This window comes from Bacillus cereus group sp. BfR-BA-01524 (assembly GCF_022662595.1).
Lineage (GTDB): Bacteria > Bacillota > Bacilli > Bacillales > Bacillaceae_G > Bacillus_A > Bacillus_A thuringiensis_S.
On sequence record NZ_JAKUDW010000062.1, the window covers coordinates 1 to 16,979 of the forward strand.

Sequence of the window (16,979 nt, forward strand, 5' to 3'; positions counted from 1 at the left end):
CTGACTTTTAATCAGAGGGTCGAAGGTTCGAATCCTTCATGGCTCACCATTTTCAATTTAATGCGGGTGTAGTTTAGTGGTAAAACAAGAGCCTTCCAAGCTCTGGTCGAGAGTTCGATTCTCTTCACCCGCTTTTCAATTATGGGCCTATAGCTCAGCTGGTTAGAGCGCACGCCTGATAAGCGTGAGGTCGATGGTTCGAGTCCATTTAGGCCCACCATAATTGTTCCGCAGTAGCTCAGTGGTAGAGCTATCGGCTGTTAACCGATCGGTCGTAGGTTCGAGTCCTACCTGCGGAGCCATATTATAGAGAAGTACCCAAGTGGCTCAAGGGGCTCCCCTGCTAAGGGAGTAGATCGCGAACGCGGTGCGAGGGTTCGAATCCCTTCTTCTCTGCCAGAACTGGCCCGTTGGTCAAGTGGTTAAGACACCGCCCTTTCACGGCGGTAACACGGGTTCGAATCCCGTACGGGTCATACTAAAAGAGATAGCATAATCTGCTATCTCTTTTTTGTTGTGTAAAAGTGGACTTTGGATAGTTTGCTTTTTTATGCAATGGAAGAAATATGAAGTATTCGCTGTTGCAGTTGGGTACATAGAGAGCCGTAAATACAATCATGTTGTTTATTTGGACCTGTATGAATATGAAGGAACTATCTATCTAACAAATGATACTCAAGTCGAATTTTTACCCCAGCTGTATGGCTGTAGCATCCTACACTTGGAGAAACCGATGAAAATACATTCGGGAGCTGGCAGCTACTGTGGAAAATAAATAATATATAGAAGAAACTGTCTCTCAATAGGTGTGACCTGCTGGAGACAGCTTTTTTATGTTGTCATTATTGTCTAGTTTTGTCGGTAAGTCGATATATTGCAAAAATCGCTGATATAATTTCACTTACCGACAAAAACATAAGAAAATCCCTTTCACAATCTAAAGAAAACGCCTCCATTGAAATGGATTCCACACCTATTCTAATAACTTTACACTCTATGTGAAAAAGTTCACAAATAGGTCATAATTTGTGAACTTTTTCACAATAATACGTGCTACAATATGAATGTAAAGAAGTTAAACAACATTAAATTAGTATTTTAATTAATTACTTAAATAATCATAAAAAATATATGTGAACAATAGAGAGGGGAAATTAACATGAAAAAAGGTATCAATCGTGTAGTATTAGTAGGAACAGGAGCTGTAGGTTGTAGTTACGCTTACTCAATGATCAACCAAGGTGTAGCTGAAGAATTCGTATTAGTAGATGTTAATGAAGCAAAAGCAGAAGGGGAAGCAATGGACTTAAGCCATGCGGTACCATTCTCTCCATCACCGACAAAAGTTTGGAGCGGTAGCTATGCAGATTGTAAAGATGCAGATTTAGTAGTTATCACTGCTGGATTACCACAAAAGCCAGGTGAAACTCGTTTAGACTTAGTTGAGAAAAATACAAAGATCTTTAAACAAATCGTTCGCGGCATTATGGATAGCGGATTCGATGGAATCTTCTTAATCGCAACTAACCCAGTTGATATTTTAACTTACGTAACTTGGAAAGAATCTGGTTTACCGAAAGAGCGCGTAATCGGTTCTGGTACTACTTTAGACTCTGCTCGTTTCCGTTACATGTTAGGTGACTACTTAGATGTAGATCCACGTAACGTTCATGCTTACATCGTTGGTGAACACGGTGACACTGAACTTCCAGTATGGAGCCACGCTACTATCGGTGTACAAAAACTAGAAACAATCTTAGCTAACAACGAACAGTACAATCAAGAAGACTTAGATAAAATCTTCGAAAATGTACGTGATGCAGCTTACCATATCATCGAGCGTAAAGGTGCAACTTACTACGGAATCGGTATGTCACTACTTCGTGTAACTAAAGCAATCTTAAACAATGAGAACAGCGTATTAACTGTATCTGCATACCTTGAAGGTCAATACGGTGAAAAAGATGCTTACGTAGGTGTTCCAGCTGTAATTAACCGCGAAGGTGTACGTGAAATCGTAGAACTTGAGCTAAATGAAGATGAAAAAGCGAAATTCGCTCATTCTGTAAAAGTATTAAAAGAAACAATGGCACCAGTACTATAATAATTGCTAAATAATTCAGAGGTGGGAAACTGCTTCTTACCTCTGAACTTATATAATTTAATATAAATTCCTTTTCCGGTTTCCCTTGTATATCCCCAATATACCCCTTTTGCTGGATAAGGGTCGTTTATAGAAAAGAGCACTCTACTTTACGTAGAGTGCTCTTTATTATCCCGCATTAACGGGCAGTAAGATCCCCACCTCAAAATGCAGCGAAAGCAAAGAAGTTAGTTTGGTGATCAACTGCCCGTAAAAGCCCGATTGGTTCAACTAATAATCAGTGGGGGATGAACACCCCCCACTGATTAAAGTTTCACTTTATCATTTTTTAGGTGTTAATCCTAATTTCTTTAAAATATCTACCAGTGTACCGCTTTTTGATTTTTCTACAGGTGTTTGTGATTTAGATGCATCTGGCCCTTTTTTCAAGAAGTTCTTTTCAACGAAGCGAATATCTTTTTCGTCGACAATACCATCTTTATTAAGATCTCCGTCTTTTACAGTTAGTCCTTTTTTACCGTAGTTGCTAGCGATAATTTCACCATCTTTAATATCGATTACTTTATCACCATTTACATCGCCGGCAAGGTTTTCGTCAGGTCTTGCATAATAATATTGGCCAAGCAGCTTACCGTCTTTTTCAGTACCAAGTTTCGTTGTTAGGCGGCTTGTTAAATGTCCTGGCACTTCTACATATAAGTTGTAGTCGCGTTTATTAACTGGAAGTCCATTGAGTTTGAAGTATCCGTATTTATCTAGTGAGCTTTCAAACTTATGACGGTAAGAATCAGTTGCATATACTTTTACGCCAAGCTTTGTATAATCAAACTTTTCATCTAAATATCCACGTTCATTTAAGAATGCACCAGGTTTAATATTTCCTTCTACTAGTGAATTTAAGGACATAACTGAGAATGTTTGATCTTGAAGTACACGCATTCTATTTGGTTCTGATTCACCTTGTTTCCAGTAAACAAAAATTGGTGACTCTAATTGAGCATTTGCTTCATAAAATTCATCATTTTCTACTTTGAAAGTTACATCAATGAACGGGAAATCACCATCTAATCCAGCAAAGTTTTTGTCATCGATAGCGCCGCCAACTGTAACCGAACCTGCCTCTAGTTTCGGTTCATTTACTTTTGCGGTTACTCCTTTTTCGGAAAGTAGCTTTTCAAAAGCAGGATTAAATTTCGCATTTGCAAATTTGAAGTTCTTCTCTAGGAAGTTTACATTAAATTGCCCAGCAACAAATTGTTTTACGTGTTTTGCGTTTAGTGTTACTGTGAACTCGTCATTTTTATATAATTCTTTTTTATCGTAACTAGCTTTCGCATATTGAGCACCTTGCGGGATAAACCAGTAGTTATTTACACCGCTTGGATAGTCAGCTCCTGCAGTTGCATAATCGAAAATATATACGCCTGTGTTCATTGGACCTTCCGTTCTGAAGGAGTCAGGTGTAATGCCAACTTTAAAATCGCCATTTGCATTAATCGGTAAAAACTTATGCAAGTATGGAGAATAGTCATAGTACATAACGCCATTCGCTTCTTGCGTAATGTTTAATCCTTTTCCTTTTAAGTAGTCAACATTTGAATCGTATACATTTCCTTTAATCCATAGTGCTTTTTTGCCATCTTCTACTGTATAATTTTCTTCATTTAACTCGTAAATACCAGGTTTTAATCCAGTTAGTTTCACTTCTGGTGGGGTATTATCAATTACAACATAATCACCTTTTACACGTGCTTTCCCAGCCTTATCATAACCGACAAACTCAATTGTGTAGTCTCCTTCTGGTAAGTTGATTTTCTCATCACCAATTGGTTTTGCAGGATCATTTGTAAAAGGATACACTTTTCCATTAAAGAACGAGTCTAAGTAGTAATACACATCAGTTTTTAGTCCACTTGTGTTTAATGTTCCAATGAAGCCGAGAGCTTTATCTGTTTTGGAATCTTTTACGATAAGATCTAACGTTTCAAGTTCGCTGTTTAATTGGAATGCCCCGTGAACATACGATTCACCGTATGGATTAAATTTAGATGTATCAGTTGAAATTGCTTTTCTTGATAGTATTGCATTTTCAATACCGGGCTCTGATACACGAATAGAGAATGGGATTTGATATGTTTCTTCTTTATTTTTCGTGTTCGTAATATGAATATATCCTTCATATCGGCCTTGTTTTACACCGGCTGGAACATTAATTTTTGCTTCAATTTCATCTGTTTTGCCAGCATCAAGAGTAATTGTTTCTGGAGCAGAGACTTTTACACCGTTTGCGACAGCATCGTTAATAGTAGGCGAAGCTGGTGTATAAGAAATTTCTGTTTTAAATTCTTTTTTCTCTTGTTTATTATGATTAGTTACTTTTATATTTCGTTTTTGTTCAAGAGCTTCACCGTCTTTTTGATAAAACTTACCGAATGCAATAGATCCAGTTTCTTCGGGCACTTCAATTACTTCATCATTTACAACAGTTTGTGTCGTATCTAATACTTTAAAGCTTGTTTCTGTACGAACGGCGTTGTAAGCATCTACTCGCCCAGCTCCAACTTCATACACCGAATATTTTTCTTTTAAATCACCAGCTGTGTTCATAAGAGACGCTTTTACATCGAACGGAGAGTAGTCTGGGTGTTCTTGTAAAATTAGAGCGGCAACACCAGCGATATGAGGGGAAGCCATAGATGTTCCTTGCATACGCTCATAGGAAACAGCATAGTTTTCACCCTCTTGCGGGTCGTTAATATATTCAGGAACTGTTGAAAGGACAGCAACACCAGGTGCTGTAATATCAGGCTTAATATCATCATTTGCTGTAACAGGACCGCGTGAGCTAAAGTCTGCAAGATGATCGCCTTCTGTTTGAATGTAATTAATTTCATCGAAAGTTAAGGATGTGCTACCTTGTTCAATTTGAGCTTTTAGTTTTTCACCGTCTTCTTTCGTTAGGCGGAATGCTGGAATGTATTTTGTGCTTTCACCAACGTAGAAAGGAATTTCTCCATCCACGTTGTTATAAATAATAACGGCCTTTGCACCTGCTTGTTTTGCGTTAGCAATTTTTTCATCAAATGAGGTTGTACCACGTGCAACGAGAGCGATTTTTCCTTTTACATCTTTTTTACTAAACTCGTCAGGCGTACCGATTCCTACAGATTCAATAGGTAAAGTTTGTCCCTTAAAATCTTCTATTTTATCAGTGAAGTTTTTGCCGAACAAAATTAAGTTAGGGAATTGTAATTGTCCAGCATGACCTGATAGTTTCGGTAAGGAAATAGAGCTATCACTGGCTCCAACCGTAATAGCAAATGGCGAAGCACCTGGTGATCCGAGTGTTGATGGATTCGGTCCAGAGTTACCAGCAGCAACGACTGTAACAACGCCTGAAAGCATCGCGTTATTAACAGCGATAGATGTTGGATCAAGTGGATTGTTGCTATCATCACCTAACGATAAGTTAATAACGTTCATACCGTCAGAAATAGATTTATCAATTGCAGCTATAATACCTGAACTATCTCCACTTCCGTATGGACCGAGTACACGATAGTTATACAGTTCAATGTCAGGTGCAACACCTTTTACTGCTGAATCAGATTGGTTCTTCTTTTGAGCAGAAACGATACCTGCTACGTGAGTGCCGTGGGCTGTGTAGAAGGAAGAACCACGGTTATCAAATTCAGGAGCACCAGATTGTTGCCATTCTGAATAAGTAGTTTCCATTGGATCTGCATCATTATTAATAAAGTCCCAACCCTTTACTGAATTTGGATCTACTTTGCTAGAGTCCTCACCAGATTTTGCGCGATAGCCTTTATATACGTCCTTTAAGTCAGGGTGATTGTAATCAATACCTGTATCTAATACACCAACTTTAATTCCTTTTCCGGTAATGCCCTCACTATGTAACTTATCTACCCCAATTTGAGGGATGCTGTCTGTTAGTTTTTGAGGTGCTTTTTGCTCAGCTTGTTTTGGTAAATTTAATTTTACTTCGTAATCTTTCCAAATGCGTTTTACAACACCAATTCGTAACAACTCTTCAACTGTATTTGCTGGTAATGTCATTGCAACACCATTTATCGCATGCTTATAAGAACGTTTAATTTGTACAGACTGGAAGTTTCCTGATTTTACTGATGGGCTGAATTGATAAAGACGTTTTAATCCTTTTTCGAATTCTTCATGTTCTTGATCAATACGTGCTTTTATATTTTCAGGAGCAGATTGTAATCCTTTTTCTTTTTGTTTTAATTCATTAATCTTTACTGGAGCAGTTTGAAATTCTACAATGATATTTACAGGCTCAGAACTACTCGTATTAATATCTGGTGAAATTGTAAAACCAGGGTTGGCATCTACCGTTTGTAATGCCAGGCGTTGTTCTTTAGAAAGCTTCGATAATATAGAATGAGCATTTGAAGATTCAATTTGGTTAATAGGACTTTCAGCAAGTACATTGAACGGAATGGCAGTTGAAAACAGAACGCCAGCTGTTACAATTCCAGTAACAAAACGATTTTTCTTTTTCATTTATAGGCCTCCGATAATTTATATTTTTAAAAATTATTTCTCCACACCTGCTGTTTGCTCAGCATGGAAAGTCCAGTTTAGCTGCAGGGAATCACCTTGAAATTTATTTTGATCTTGGTCGTTATCTTCAAATGAGAAGAGAACGTGTAAGTAATCTGTTTCACCAGATTTAATACCATCTATTAAGTTATGACGTTCTAGAGACGTAGCGACATCTTCAGGTTTCATAGTTTTTAATTTTGATAGTTTTGTTTCCCACAAAATCTCATGATCATCGTTTGGATTAGATGGCTGTCCATCATTCACTAGAAACTTGACGATAATGTGATCACCTAAATCTTCACCGTCATTATTTTGCTTTGCATCTGTAACTTCATATGATGTTTCAAGTGCTACTTTTGCGATATCCAATGTACCTTTATTTTCAAGCTTGAAGTTCCTTTCAATAAAATCACCTGGTTTTAAATCTTTCACATTAACGATTACACTTGGATTAAGAGAAAGATCTAGTGTTCCAGCTTGAAATGAGTTACTCGATGTTTCTGAATCACTGAAATAGGCGAATACACCTCCGAATGTAAGGGATAAACCAAGTGAAGCGGTGACAACTCCCATTCCTACTTTTTGTTTTAATGACATAAGAAAGCCCCCTAGTTAAATTTTTATAGCAATCGTTCGCAACAAGGATAAATAAGTAAACATAGTAGTCCGCTATGAATTATAGTTACGAAAGATCGTAGTTCTTTATTGAGAACAAGTATATGCTTATGAATTTCGCATTTCAATAAAATTGTGACAAAAAATGTTGAGAAACATTTTTTATGACAGATTATTTTGCTTGGATTTTGATTGGAAAATAGCATGAAAAATAGGATAAACCTAATAAAATAAAGGTTGAGAAAAAATAATAGACAGAAATATAGAAGAGTAATAAAGCGTTTCCAATGAATATTCGTCAAAATTCGATATTTTACACGGAAATGTGAAGAAAAACTAACATTTTTAAGAAAAAAACGAATATTTTTTATAAATTAACAAGGATATTGCAGTTTTTCGCAGAAATAGTTAAAGTATAAAAAATTCTGTCATCTAAGTGAGGTGAGCATATTGAGTGTAATAAATTGTGAAGAAGTGAAACGAGATGAGTTTCATACAGAAAAGTACTATGAAAGTTATAACATCTTTGGTGCACATGTTGTGACGGAAGGTGAGATTCAAGGGGTACGGTTCACAGTGTGGGCTCCTCATGCGAAAGCAATGAGTGTTGTTGGAGATTTTAATGAGTGGGATTATGAGCAACATAAGATGCTACAAGTGACAGAAGAAGGCATTTGGTCCTTATTTATACCGCATATTGAAGAAGGAGAAATATATAAATATGCGATTGAAACGTTGGCTGGTGACGTCATTTTAAAGGCAGATCCGTATGCTGTATATGCAGAAGTAAGACCGAATACGGCATCTGTAGTTTTTGATATAAAAGGATATGAATGGAATGATAAAAACTGGAATCGTAAGAAAAAGAAAAAAACGATTTATACAGAAGCGATGACAGTTTATGAATTACATTTTGGTTCTTGGAAAAAGAAAGAAGATGGAACGCTGTACTCTTACAGGGAAATGGTTGAAGAGCTCATCCCGTATGTGGTGGAACATCAATTTACACATATTGAAATTATGCCGCTTGTTGAGCATCCATATGATCGTTCTTGGGGATACCAAGGAACGGGATATTATGCAGCGACGAGTAGATTTGGTACGCCGCATGATTTAATGCATTTTGTCGACGAATGTCATAAATATGGAATCGGTGTCATTTTAGATTGGGTGCCGGGGCATTTTTGTAAAGATGCTCACGGTTTATATTTGTTTGATGGCACACCGACCTATGAATATAAAGATAAAGATGTACAAGAAAATCCAGTATGGGGAACTGTCAATTTTGATTTAGGGAAGAGAGAGGTACGTAATTTCTTAATTTCAAATGCGTTATTTTGGATGAGATATTTCCATATTGATGGTTTCAGAGTAGATGCAGTTGCGAATATGTTGTACTGGAATAAAGAAGGACAAGAGCAAAGTAATGAGCATGCTGTTTCATTTTTAAGAGAGTTAAATGAAGCAGTGTTTGCAGAGGATGAAGATTTTCTTATGACGGCAGAAGATTCAACAGCTTGGCCACTTGTAACAACTCCAACGTATGAAGGTGGGCTTGGATTCAATTACAAATGGAACATGGGCTGGATGAATGACGTGCTGAAATATATGGAGTGTGCGCCTGAATATAGGAAACACATTCATGAGAAAATGACGTTTTCTTTACTATATGCGTACTCTGAAAACTTCATATTACCGCTTTCTCATGATGAAGTCGTTCATGGGAAAAAGTCGTTATTAAATAAAATGCCAGGTGATTACTGGGATAAGTTTGCTCAGCTTCGTTTATTATATGGATATTTCTTTACTCACCCAGGAAAGAAGTTACTTTTCATGGGAGGAGAATTCGGACAGTTTGATGAGTGGAAAGACCTCGAAGATTTAGATTGGAATTTACATGATTTTGAAATGCATCGTTATATGCATGATTACTTTAATGAGCTCATAGCATTGTATAAGCGCTCAAAACCACTTTGGCAGCTTGACCATTCACCTGAAGGTTTTCAGTGGATTGATGCTAATAATAATGAGCAAAGTATTTTCTCTTTTATCCGCCAAGGGGATAAACAAGAAGATGCGTTAGTTGTCGTATGTAACTTTACGAAAGCTACATATGAAAACTATAAAGTAGGTGTACCAGATTTCGAGTATTATAACGAGATTTTAAACAGTGATGCTGAGCAATATGGAGGTTCGGGGCAAGTGAATAAGAAACGTCTTAAGACGATTCTAGAACCGTACCATAATCAAGCAGCACATGTAGAGATTACAATTCCACCATTTGGCGTATCCATATTACGACCAGTGAAGACGAGAAAGGGGAGCAAAAAACAAGATGGCTCAAAAACAAAAGTGCGTAGCAATGTTACTAGCAGGGGGAAAAGGTAGTCGTTTAAGTGCATTAACAAAAAATTTAGCCAAGCCAGCTGTTCCATTTGGTGGTAAATATCGCATTATTGATTTTACGCTAAGTAACTGTGCGAATTCTGGTATTGAAACGGTTGGGATTTTAACACAATATCAACCACTTGAACTTCATAATTATATCGGAATCGGAAATGCGTGGGATTTAGACCGAGTAAACGGTGGGGTCACAGTATTACCTCCTTATGCGGAGTCTTCAGGGGTTAAGTGGTATACAGGTACGGCAAGTGCCATTTATCAAAATTTAAACTATTTAAGTCAGTATGAACCGGAGTATGTTCTTATTTTATCAGGCGACCATATTTATAAAATGGATTACAGTAAGATGCTAGATTACCATATTGAGAAAGAATCGGACATATCCATCTCTGTTATTGAAGTACCTTGGGATGAAGCGAGTCGCTTTGGCATTATGAATACAAATGAAGAGATGGAGATTGTTGAGTTTGAAGAGAAACCACAATTTCCAAGAAGTAATCTTGCATCAATGGGAATCTATATTTTTAATTGGTCAATTTTGAAAGAGTATTTAGAGATGGATGCAAGAAATCCTGAATCTAGTAACGATTTTGGAAAAGACGTCCTTCCGCTTTTATTAGATGAAGGTAAGAAGTTGATGGCGTATCCGTTTGAAGGATATTGGAAAGATGTTGGAACGGTGAAGAGCTTATGGGAAGCGAATATGGATTTGCTTCGCGATGAAACATCACTGAATTTAAACGATCGTAATTGGCGTATTTACTCTGTCAATCCAAACGAACCGCCTCAATATATTGCTGAAAAGGCAAAAGTAGAAGAATCGCTTATTAACGAAGGGTGCGTCATTGAAGGGGACGTGAAGCATTCTGTGTTATTCCAAGGAGTGACGGTGGAAGAAGGAAGTATGGTGATTGATTCTGTCGTTATGCCAGGGGCTAAGATTGGTAAAAATGTTGTGATTGAAAGAGCGATCGTTGGATCAGAAATGGTTATCGAAGATGGAACAATCATTCGTCCAGAAAAGAATGTTGACGATGTAGTATTAATTGCTGAAGGGAAATAGAAAAGGGGGATGAAATGAATGGGAGAAAAAATGTTAGGAATTATTAATGCAACGGGAAGTTTTCCTTCCTTAAAGAAAGTAACAGGGCATCGTTCACTAGCGGCGTTACCGTTTGGGGGCCGTTATCGACTCATTGATTTCATGCTTTCAAATATGGTGAATTCTAGTATTCATAGTGTGGCAGTTTTTACAAGCCATAAAAACCGTTCGTTAATGGACCATGTTGGTTCAGGAAAACAGTGGGATTTAGATAGAAAACGAGACGGACTATTTTTATTCCCGCCAAACTGCCAATGTGACCAAGATGAGTTTGGGTCTTTTGCACACTTTAGAAGACATATTGATTATTTTCTAAGAAGCAGAGAAGAGTACGTTGTTATTACGAATAGCCATCTCGTAACAGCATTAAATTTTCAAGCGGTGTTAGAGCGACATATACATACGGCGGCTGATATTACGGAAGTTTGCCATGAAGGGGTTTCGCTTCAAACATACGTGTTAAAGAAACAATTATTATTAGATTTATTTGAGACATATAAAGATGTGGAGCAATACAGTTTATTTGATGTAGTGAGAGAAAAACGCGGGAAATCATTACACATTGCTACATATGAACATACTGGATATGTAGCAATTATTGATTCGATCGAAAGTTACTATAAACATAGCTTAGAAATTTTGCAACCTGCTATTTGGAAGCAATTATTTAAGAAAGAAGCACCGATCTTTACGAAAGTAAAAGATGAGCCACCAACTCGTTATCTAAAGGGTGCAGTCGTGAAAAATACAATGATTGCAAATGGCAGTATTATTGAAGGGGAAGTAGAAAACAGTGTTATTTCCCGTTCAGTTAAAATCGGAAAAGGTTCAATTATTCGTAACAGTATTATTATGCAAAAGAGCCAAATTGGAGATAACTGTATAATAGACGGTGTTATTATTGATAAAGACGTGAAAATTGGCGACGGTGTCGTATTAAAAGGAAACATCGATGAGCCGTATGTTGTAGAAAAAGGAAGCGTACAAAACAGTACGATTAATAGTTATTCCTAAAGAATCAGTGGGGGCTTTTTCCCTCACTGATTAAAGTTTTAATTTAAATGAAAACTCGAAGGGAGGAAGCTGCAAGAGGAGTAATAAAAACTTTTCGCGCAGTGGGACAACAAGTGAATATTTTATTTGCAGTATCAGAATGTGTACCGTTTGTGAAATCGGGAGGATTAGCTGATGTAGCGGGTGCGCTCCCAAAAGAGCTGAAAAAATTAGGAGTGGACGTTCGTATTATACTTCCGAATTATAGCCTCATTCCGCAAAAGTTAAGAGATGGATGTACGTTACATAAAGTAATTAACGTCCCGCTTGGGTGGAGAAATCAATATTGTGGAATTTTAAAAGGTGAGCAAGACGGAATTACGTATTACTTAATAGATAATGAATATTATTTTAAGAGAGATTCTCTGTATGGTCATTATGATGACGGGGAGCGTTTTTCTTATTTCTCAAAAGCAGTGTTAGAGTGTATTCCACATCTTGATTTTGAAGTGGATGTTCTTCATAGCCACGATTGGCATACGGCTATGGTTAATTTCTTACTTCGTGAAAAGTATCAAGATAACCCGTTATATGAGCGTATTAAAACGGTATATACGATTCACAACTTGCAGTTCCAAGGAGTATTTCCTCCTGAAGTGATGTACGACTTGTTAGAGCTTGGTGATGAATATTTTCATAGTGAGCAGCTAGAGTTTTATGGAAACATAAACTTTATGAAAGGCGGTATTATCGCTTCGGATCAAATTACAGCGGTGAGCCCGACGTATAAAGAAGAAATTCAATATGAATTTTTCGGTGAGAAGTTAGATGGATTACTGCGAAAATATAATGATAAGCTTAGCGGCATTGTAAATGGTATTGATACGAGCGTATATAATCCAGAAACGGATTCGTATATTAAGGCTCAGTATGATGCAGAGTCATTATATGAAAAGAGTGAAAATAAACGCGCTTTGCAGCGTTATTTTGGTTTGCCAGAAAAAGAGGATACACCAATTATTTCAATGGTAACGAGATTAACGAAGCAAAAAGGTCTTGATTTAGTACGCACTGTATTCCGCGAAATAATGGAAGAAGATGTACAATGTATTATTTTAGGCTCAGGTGATTCGGAATATGAGCAATTCTTTGAGTGGATGGCATATGAGTATCCAGAGAAGGTAAAAGTTTATATCGGATTTAATGAAGAATTAGCGCACCAAGTGTATGCGGGAAGCGATTTGTTTTTAATGCCATCGCTGTTTGAACCGTGTGGACTTGGACAACTTATCGCATTAGCGTACGGTACGATTCCAATTGTAAGAGAAACAGGTGGATTAAACGATACGGTACATTCTTATGATGAAGAAACAGGCGAAGGAAATGGTTTCAGTTTCACGAACTTTAATGCACATGACATGCTGCATACGGTTCACCGTGCAATTGAATTTTATCACGATAAACCAGTGTGGGAGCAACTTGTAAAACAAGCGATGATTGAAGATTATAGCTGGGAGCAATCGGCTCTTGCTTATAAGGAATTGTATAAAAGTCTCATGGAATAACATGTAGGTGGTGAAAAAATGTTTACTCATGTTGAAAGTTTTAAATCAACCTTTCTAGAAAAGTTAGAGACGATGTATGGGAAAAGTTTCAAAGATTCTACAACTCGTGATCAATATAATACGCTCGGCCATATGGTACGTGAGTATATGAATAGTCAATGGATTGCAACGAATGAGAGTTATCGATCCGGAGAGCAAAAGCAAATGTATTACTTGTCTATTGAGTTTTTGCTTGGACGTTTGCTTGGAAGTAACATCTTGAATTTAGGTATTAGAGATGTATGCGAGCAGGGTTTATCTGAACTGGGGATTTCGTTGCAAGAGTTAGAAGAAGTGGAAGCAGATGCAGGCCTTGGTAATGGTGGCCTTGGACGCTTAGCGGCCTGTTTTCTTGATTCACTTGCATCTTTAAACTTACCAGGACACGGCTGTGGAATTCGTTATAAACATGGGTTGTTTGATCAGAAAATTGTTGATGGTTATCAAGTTGAATTTCCAGAACAGTGGCTTCTTCATGAAAACGTATGGGAAGTAAGAAGGCATGATCAAGCTGTGGAAGTAAGTTATTTCGGCAGTGTTGAACCGCTAGAAATTGACGGGCGTTTAGAGTTTAGGCATACAAACGCAGAAGTCATTATGGCAGTGCCATATGATGTGCCGGTAGTAGGCTATGAGACGAGTACTGTAAATACACTTAGACTTTGGAATGCTGAACCAGTTCCTTTCCCGCAAAACTGCAAAGATATTTTGAAATATAAGCGCGAAACAGAGGCTGTGTCGGAGTTTTTATATCCAGATGATACGCATGATGAGGGGAAAATACTTCGTTTAAAACAACAGTATTTCCTCGTATCAGCAAGTTTACAAAATATCGTCCGAATGCATAGAGAAAGATATGGTGACCTTCGTCAACTACATGAAAAAATTGCGATTCATATTAACGATACACATCCGGTTTTAGCAATTCCAGAACTGATGCGTATTTTACTAGACGAAGAAAAGTTAACATGGGAAGAAGCTTGGCACATAACGACGCAGACGATTTCTTATACGAATCATACGACGTTATCAGAAGCGCTCGAAAAGTGGCCAATTCACATTTTTAAACCGTTATTACCGAGAATTTATATGATTATTGAAGAGATTAATGAACGTTTCTGTCATGAACTTTGGGAACGTTATCCTTATGAATGGCATCGCATTGAAGACATGGCAATTATTGCGCATGATCTTGTGAAAATGGCTCATTTAGCAATTGTCGGTAGCCATAGCGTAAACGGTGTAGCAAAAATTCATACGGAAATATTAAAACAGCGGGAAATGCGATTGTTTTATGAATTTTATCCAGATAAGTTTAATAATAAGACGAATGGAATTGCTCATAGGCGCTGGCTTATGAAAGCAAATCCACAGCTAACAAATCTCATTTCAGAGGCGATTGGAACAGAGTGGAAGAAAGAACCAATTAAGCTTCAATCGTTGCAAACAGTTCAATATGATGCTAGTTTCCAAGAGAAATTTGCAGAGGTAAAACAAGAGCGTAAAGAGATTTTAGCGGAGCGCATTCATAATACAATGGGGATTACGATTGATCCAAATTCTATTTTTGATGTGCAAGTGAAAAGATTACATGCTTACAAACGACAATTATTAAATGTTCTTCATATTTTATATTTGTATAACCGTTTGAAAGAGGATGCTAGTTTTACATTTTATCCGCGTACTTTTATTTTTGGAGCGAAAGCATCACCTGGCTATTATTACGCGAAAAAAATTATTAAATTAATAAATGAACTCGCAAGAAAAGTAAATAATGACCCGTACGTCAGTCAATATATGAAAGTTATCTTTCTAGAAAACTACCGAGTTTCTTTAGCGGAAGATATATTCCCGGCAGCGGATGTAAGTGAACAAATTTCAACGGCGAGTAAAGAAGCATCGGGAACAGGTAATATGAAATTTATGATGAATGGTGCAATTACACTCGGAACGCTAGACGGAGCTAACATTGAAATAAAAGACCGGGTCGGTGATGATAACTGTTTCATTTTCGGCTTAACAGCGGAAGAGGTTCTTCATTACTATCAAAATGGTGGATATCGTGCAAGTGATTATTATCACCACAATAGGCACATTAAAAAAGTAGTTGATCAATTAACAAATGGTTTCTTTGCACAATCGGGAGCTGAATTTGAAGCGATTTACGATTCTCTTGTTATTCAAAATGATGAATATTTCGTTCTGCGAGATTTTGGCCCATATGCTGAAAGACAAGAAGCTGTCGGTAGAGCTTATGAGAACCGAACAAAGTGGCTAGAAATGTCGATTTTAAATATTGCACAGTCTGGTCATTTTGCGAGTGATCGAACGATTTTGCAGTACAGCAATGAAATTTGGGGTATTGGTAATGCAGTTAAACAGTTTTAAAGAAGTTGCTATATTGGGAGATATATTATCGATTTACCAACAAAAATGGATATTAATAAATAAAACGGGCTTAATAAAATTAAGCTCGTTTTATTTATTTTGCTTAAGAAAGAAATGGAACAGTGGTATATATGATACCTGCCCCATCATACTCTCCTGTCGCAAAGTATGAAAATGTAAAGAAACCTGTGACCGTAAAAATTACAATAAGAAAAAGTGTGAAGATAAATTTTAACATGTAAGGTCCCCTCATCCAAAAATAACTTCATAGAGTATTATAGTATACGAATATTTTATTTCCAATTGTTTACTGGTTAAAAATGAGAAGTCAGACATGTTTTGTATGTTGTAATGGAATGATTATTTGTAATGGATTTTGTGTTTTTTGTAAATGTCATATTGTGATGAACGTGTGCATACTCCCAATCATGATCATTGAAATTTATGTTTCGGGGAGGGAGAAGTGGAACGACATCGAACAAGTTGACGAAACGAAAACTACTAGCTACTTGTAGTTTATAATAATTTCGAAAAGCGATATCTCCTACTTTTGGAGAAGCAAATGTATAAAGTCCATATTGCGCGAAGGCAGTATTTATACGCGCATCTAATATGTGTAATGTGGCAAGCGCGCCACCTAGACTATGCCCAGTAGCTAGCAGTTTTTTATGTGCTGGCAATGATACGAGCATATCCATAATAGAATCACGGCAAGACTCATAAATAGAGAGAAATCCGTGATGGACATTTCCGCCATTTAAAGCATAAGGATAAGGTTTTTGATTGACGAGAGAGTCAATAATCCAATCTGGGTCTGTTTGAGTGCCCCTAAAGGCAACGATAATTGTATCCTCAGATTCTAATATAAACCCGAACCATTCTGTTGTTTGAATGGCCTTTCCTTGAAAACCTTGTACATATTGAAAACCATCTGGTATTTCGAAAATACCATTTTGTTTATATTGTTCATACGTTAACTCACAACAAGAAGCTAACAGTATGGCAGTGTCTTTATCAAAGGATAAAGGAGTACGCATTAAGGAAGCCCTCCTTAAGAAAAGGTATAGTTTAATATATGCAGTGAGGAACTTGATTCATGCTTTTGGAGGAGGGAAGTAGCTTGTATTGCTTATCTAAATCAGTGGAGGGAATTATATAGACTTATCGACGAATAATGTCAAAA

The 16,979-nt window shown here is 37.1% G+C and carries 10 protein-coding genes, 5 tRNA genes and 1 pseudogene; 11 read left to right on the plus strand and 5 right to left on the minus strand.

From position 1 onward, the window contains the following. Positions 1-62 precede the first annotated feature (62 nt). From MR170_RS20500 to MR170_RS20520, 5 genes are all read left to right on the plus strand, one after another. Positions 63-133, plus strand: a tRNA-Gly gene (locus tag MR170_RS20500). Positions 134-143: 10 nt separating this feature from the next. Further along, positions 144-220, plus strand: a tRNA-Ile gene (locus tag MR170_RS20505). 7 nt (positions 221-227) lie between these two features. Next, a tRNA-Asn gene (locus tag MR170_RS20510) sits at positions 228-302 on the plus strand. A gap of 6 nt (positions 303-308) precedes the next feature. Next, positions 309-399, plus strand: a tRNA-Ser gene (locus MR170_RS20515). A gap of 5 nt (positions 400-404) precedes the next feature. Beyond that, a tRNA-Glu gene (locus MR170_RS20520) sits at positions 405-476 on the plus strand. A gap of 114 nt (positions 477-590) precedes the next feature. Here the strand turns inward: MR170_RS20520 and MR170_RS20525 are convergent. Further along, positions 591-758: pseudogene (locus MR170_RS20525) on the minus strand (IS4 family transposase); the annotation flags it as partial. Positions 759-1,159: 401 nt separating this feature from the next. Here MR170_RS20525 and MR170_RS20530 point away from each other — a divergent pair. Next, positions 1,160-2,104: an L-lactate dehydrogenase gene (locus MR170_RS20530; protein ID WP_000715346.1), complete on the plus strand. Its 945-nt coding sequence runs from the start codon at positions 1,160-1,162 to the stop codon at positions 2,102-2,104. A 321-nt stretch (positions 2,105-2,425) separates the two neighbouring features. Here MR170_RS20530 and MR170_RS20535 read toward each other — a convergent pair whose 3' ends face one another. Continuing rightward, entirely contained in the window at positions 2,426-6,649 is a 4,224-nt protein-coding gene (locus MR170_RS20535) for a S8 family serine peptidase (protein ID WP_242309058.1), read from the minus strand. 33 nt (positions 6,650-6,682) lie between these two features. Continuing rightward, the gene (locus MR170_RS20540; protein ID WP_000053936.1) at positions 6,683-7,288 is read right to left on the minus strand and encodes a CalY family protein; all 606 of its coding nucleotides are present in this window, start codon (positions 7,286-7,288) and stop codon (positions 6,683-6,685) included. A 468-nt stretch (positions 7,289-7,756) separates the two neighbouring features. On the opposite strand from MR170_RS20540, the gene glgB reads away from it, so the two are divergent. The 5 genes from glgB to glgP all read left to right on the plus strand — a co-directional run bounded on the left by glgB (position 7,757) and on the right by glgP (position 15,796). Then, a complete protein-coding gene (gene glgB / locus MR170_RS20545) occupies positions 7,757-9,694 on the plus strand; it encodes a 1,4-alpha-glucan branching protein GlgB (protein WP_242309059.1) in 1,938 nt (645 codons plus the stop codon). Further along, the gene (glgC, locus tag MR170_RS20550) at positions 9,642-10,772 is read left to right on the plus strand and encodes a glucose-1-phosphate adenylyltransferase (RefSeq protein ID WP_242309060.1); all 1,131 of its coding nucleotides are present in this window, start codon (positions 9,642-9,644) and stop codon (positions 10,770-10,772) included. Before glgB ends, glgC begins: the two co-directional genes overlap by 53 nt. Positions 10,773-10,790: 18 nt before the next feature. Next, complete coding sequence (gene glgD / locus MR170_RS20555) at positions 10,791-11,825, plus strand: glucose-1-phosphate adenylyltransferase subunit GlgD (protein WP_016079899.1); 1,035 nt, start codon at positions 10,791-10,793, stop codon at positions 11,823-11,825. 113 nt (positions 11,826-11,938) lie between these two features. Beyond that, entirely contained in the window at positions 11,939-13,369 is a 1,431-nt protein-coding gene (glgA, locus tag MR170_RS20560) for a glycogen synthase GlgA (protein ID WP_048564368.1), read from the plus strand. An 18-nt stretch (positions 13,370-13,387) separates the two neighbouring features. Further along, on the plus strand, positions 13,388-15,796 hold the full coding sequence (gene glgP, locus MR170_RS20565) for a glycogen phosphorylase (protein WP_000494103.1): 2,409 nt from the start codon (positions 13,388-13,390) through the stop codon (positions 15,794-15,796). A gap of 103 nt (positions 15,797-15,899) precedes the next feature. Here glgP and MR170_RS32275 read toward each other — a convergent pair whose 3' ends face one another. Both MR170_RS32275 and MR170_RS20570 read right to left on the minus strand, forming a co-directional pair. Next, complete coding sequence (locus MR170_RS32275; RefSeq protein ID WP_016079902.1) at positions 15,900-16,034, minus strand: hypothetical protein; 135 nt, start codon at positions 16,032-16,034, stop codon at positions 15,900-15,902. 76 nt (positions 16,035-16,110) lie between these two features. Beyond that, positions 16,111-16,833, minus strand: coding sequence for a lipase family protein (locus MR170_RS20570; protein WP_043935178.1), 723 nt, complete (start codon positions 16,831-16,833; stop codon positions 16,111-16,113). Between the last annotated feature and the right edge of the window lie 146 nt (positions 16,834-16,979).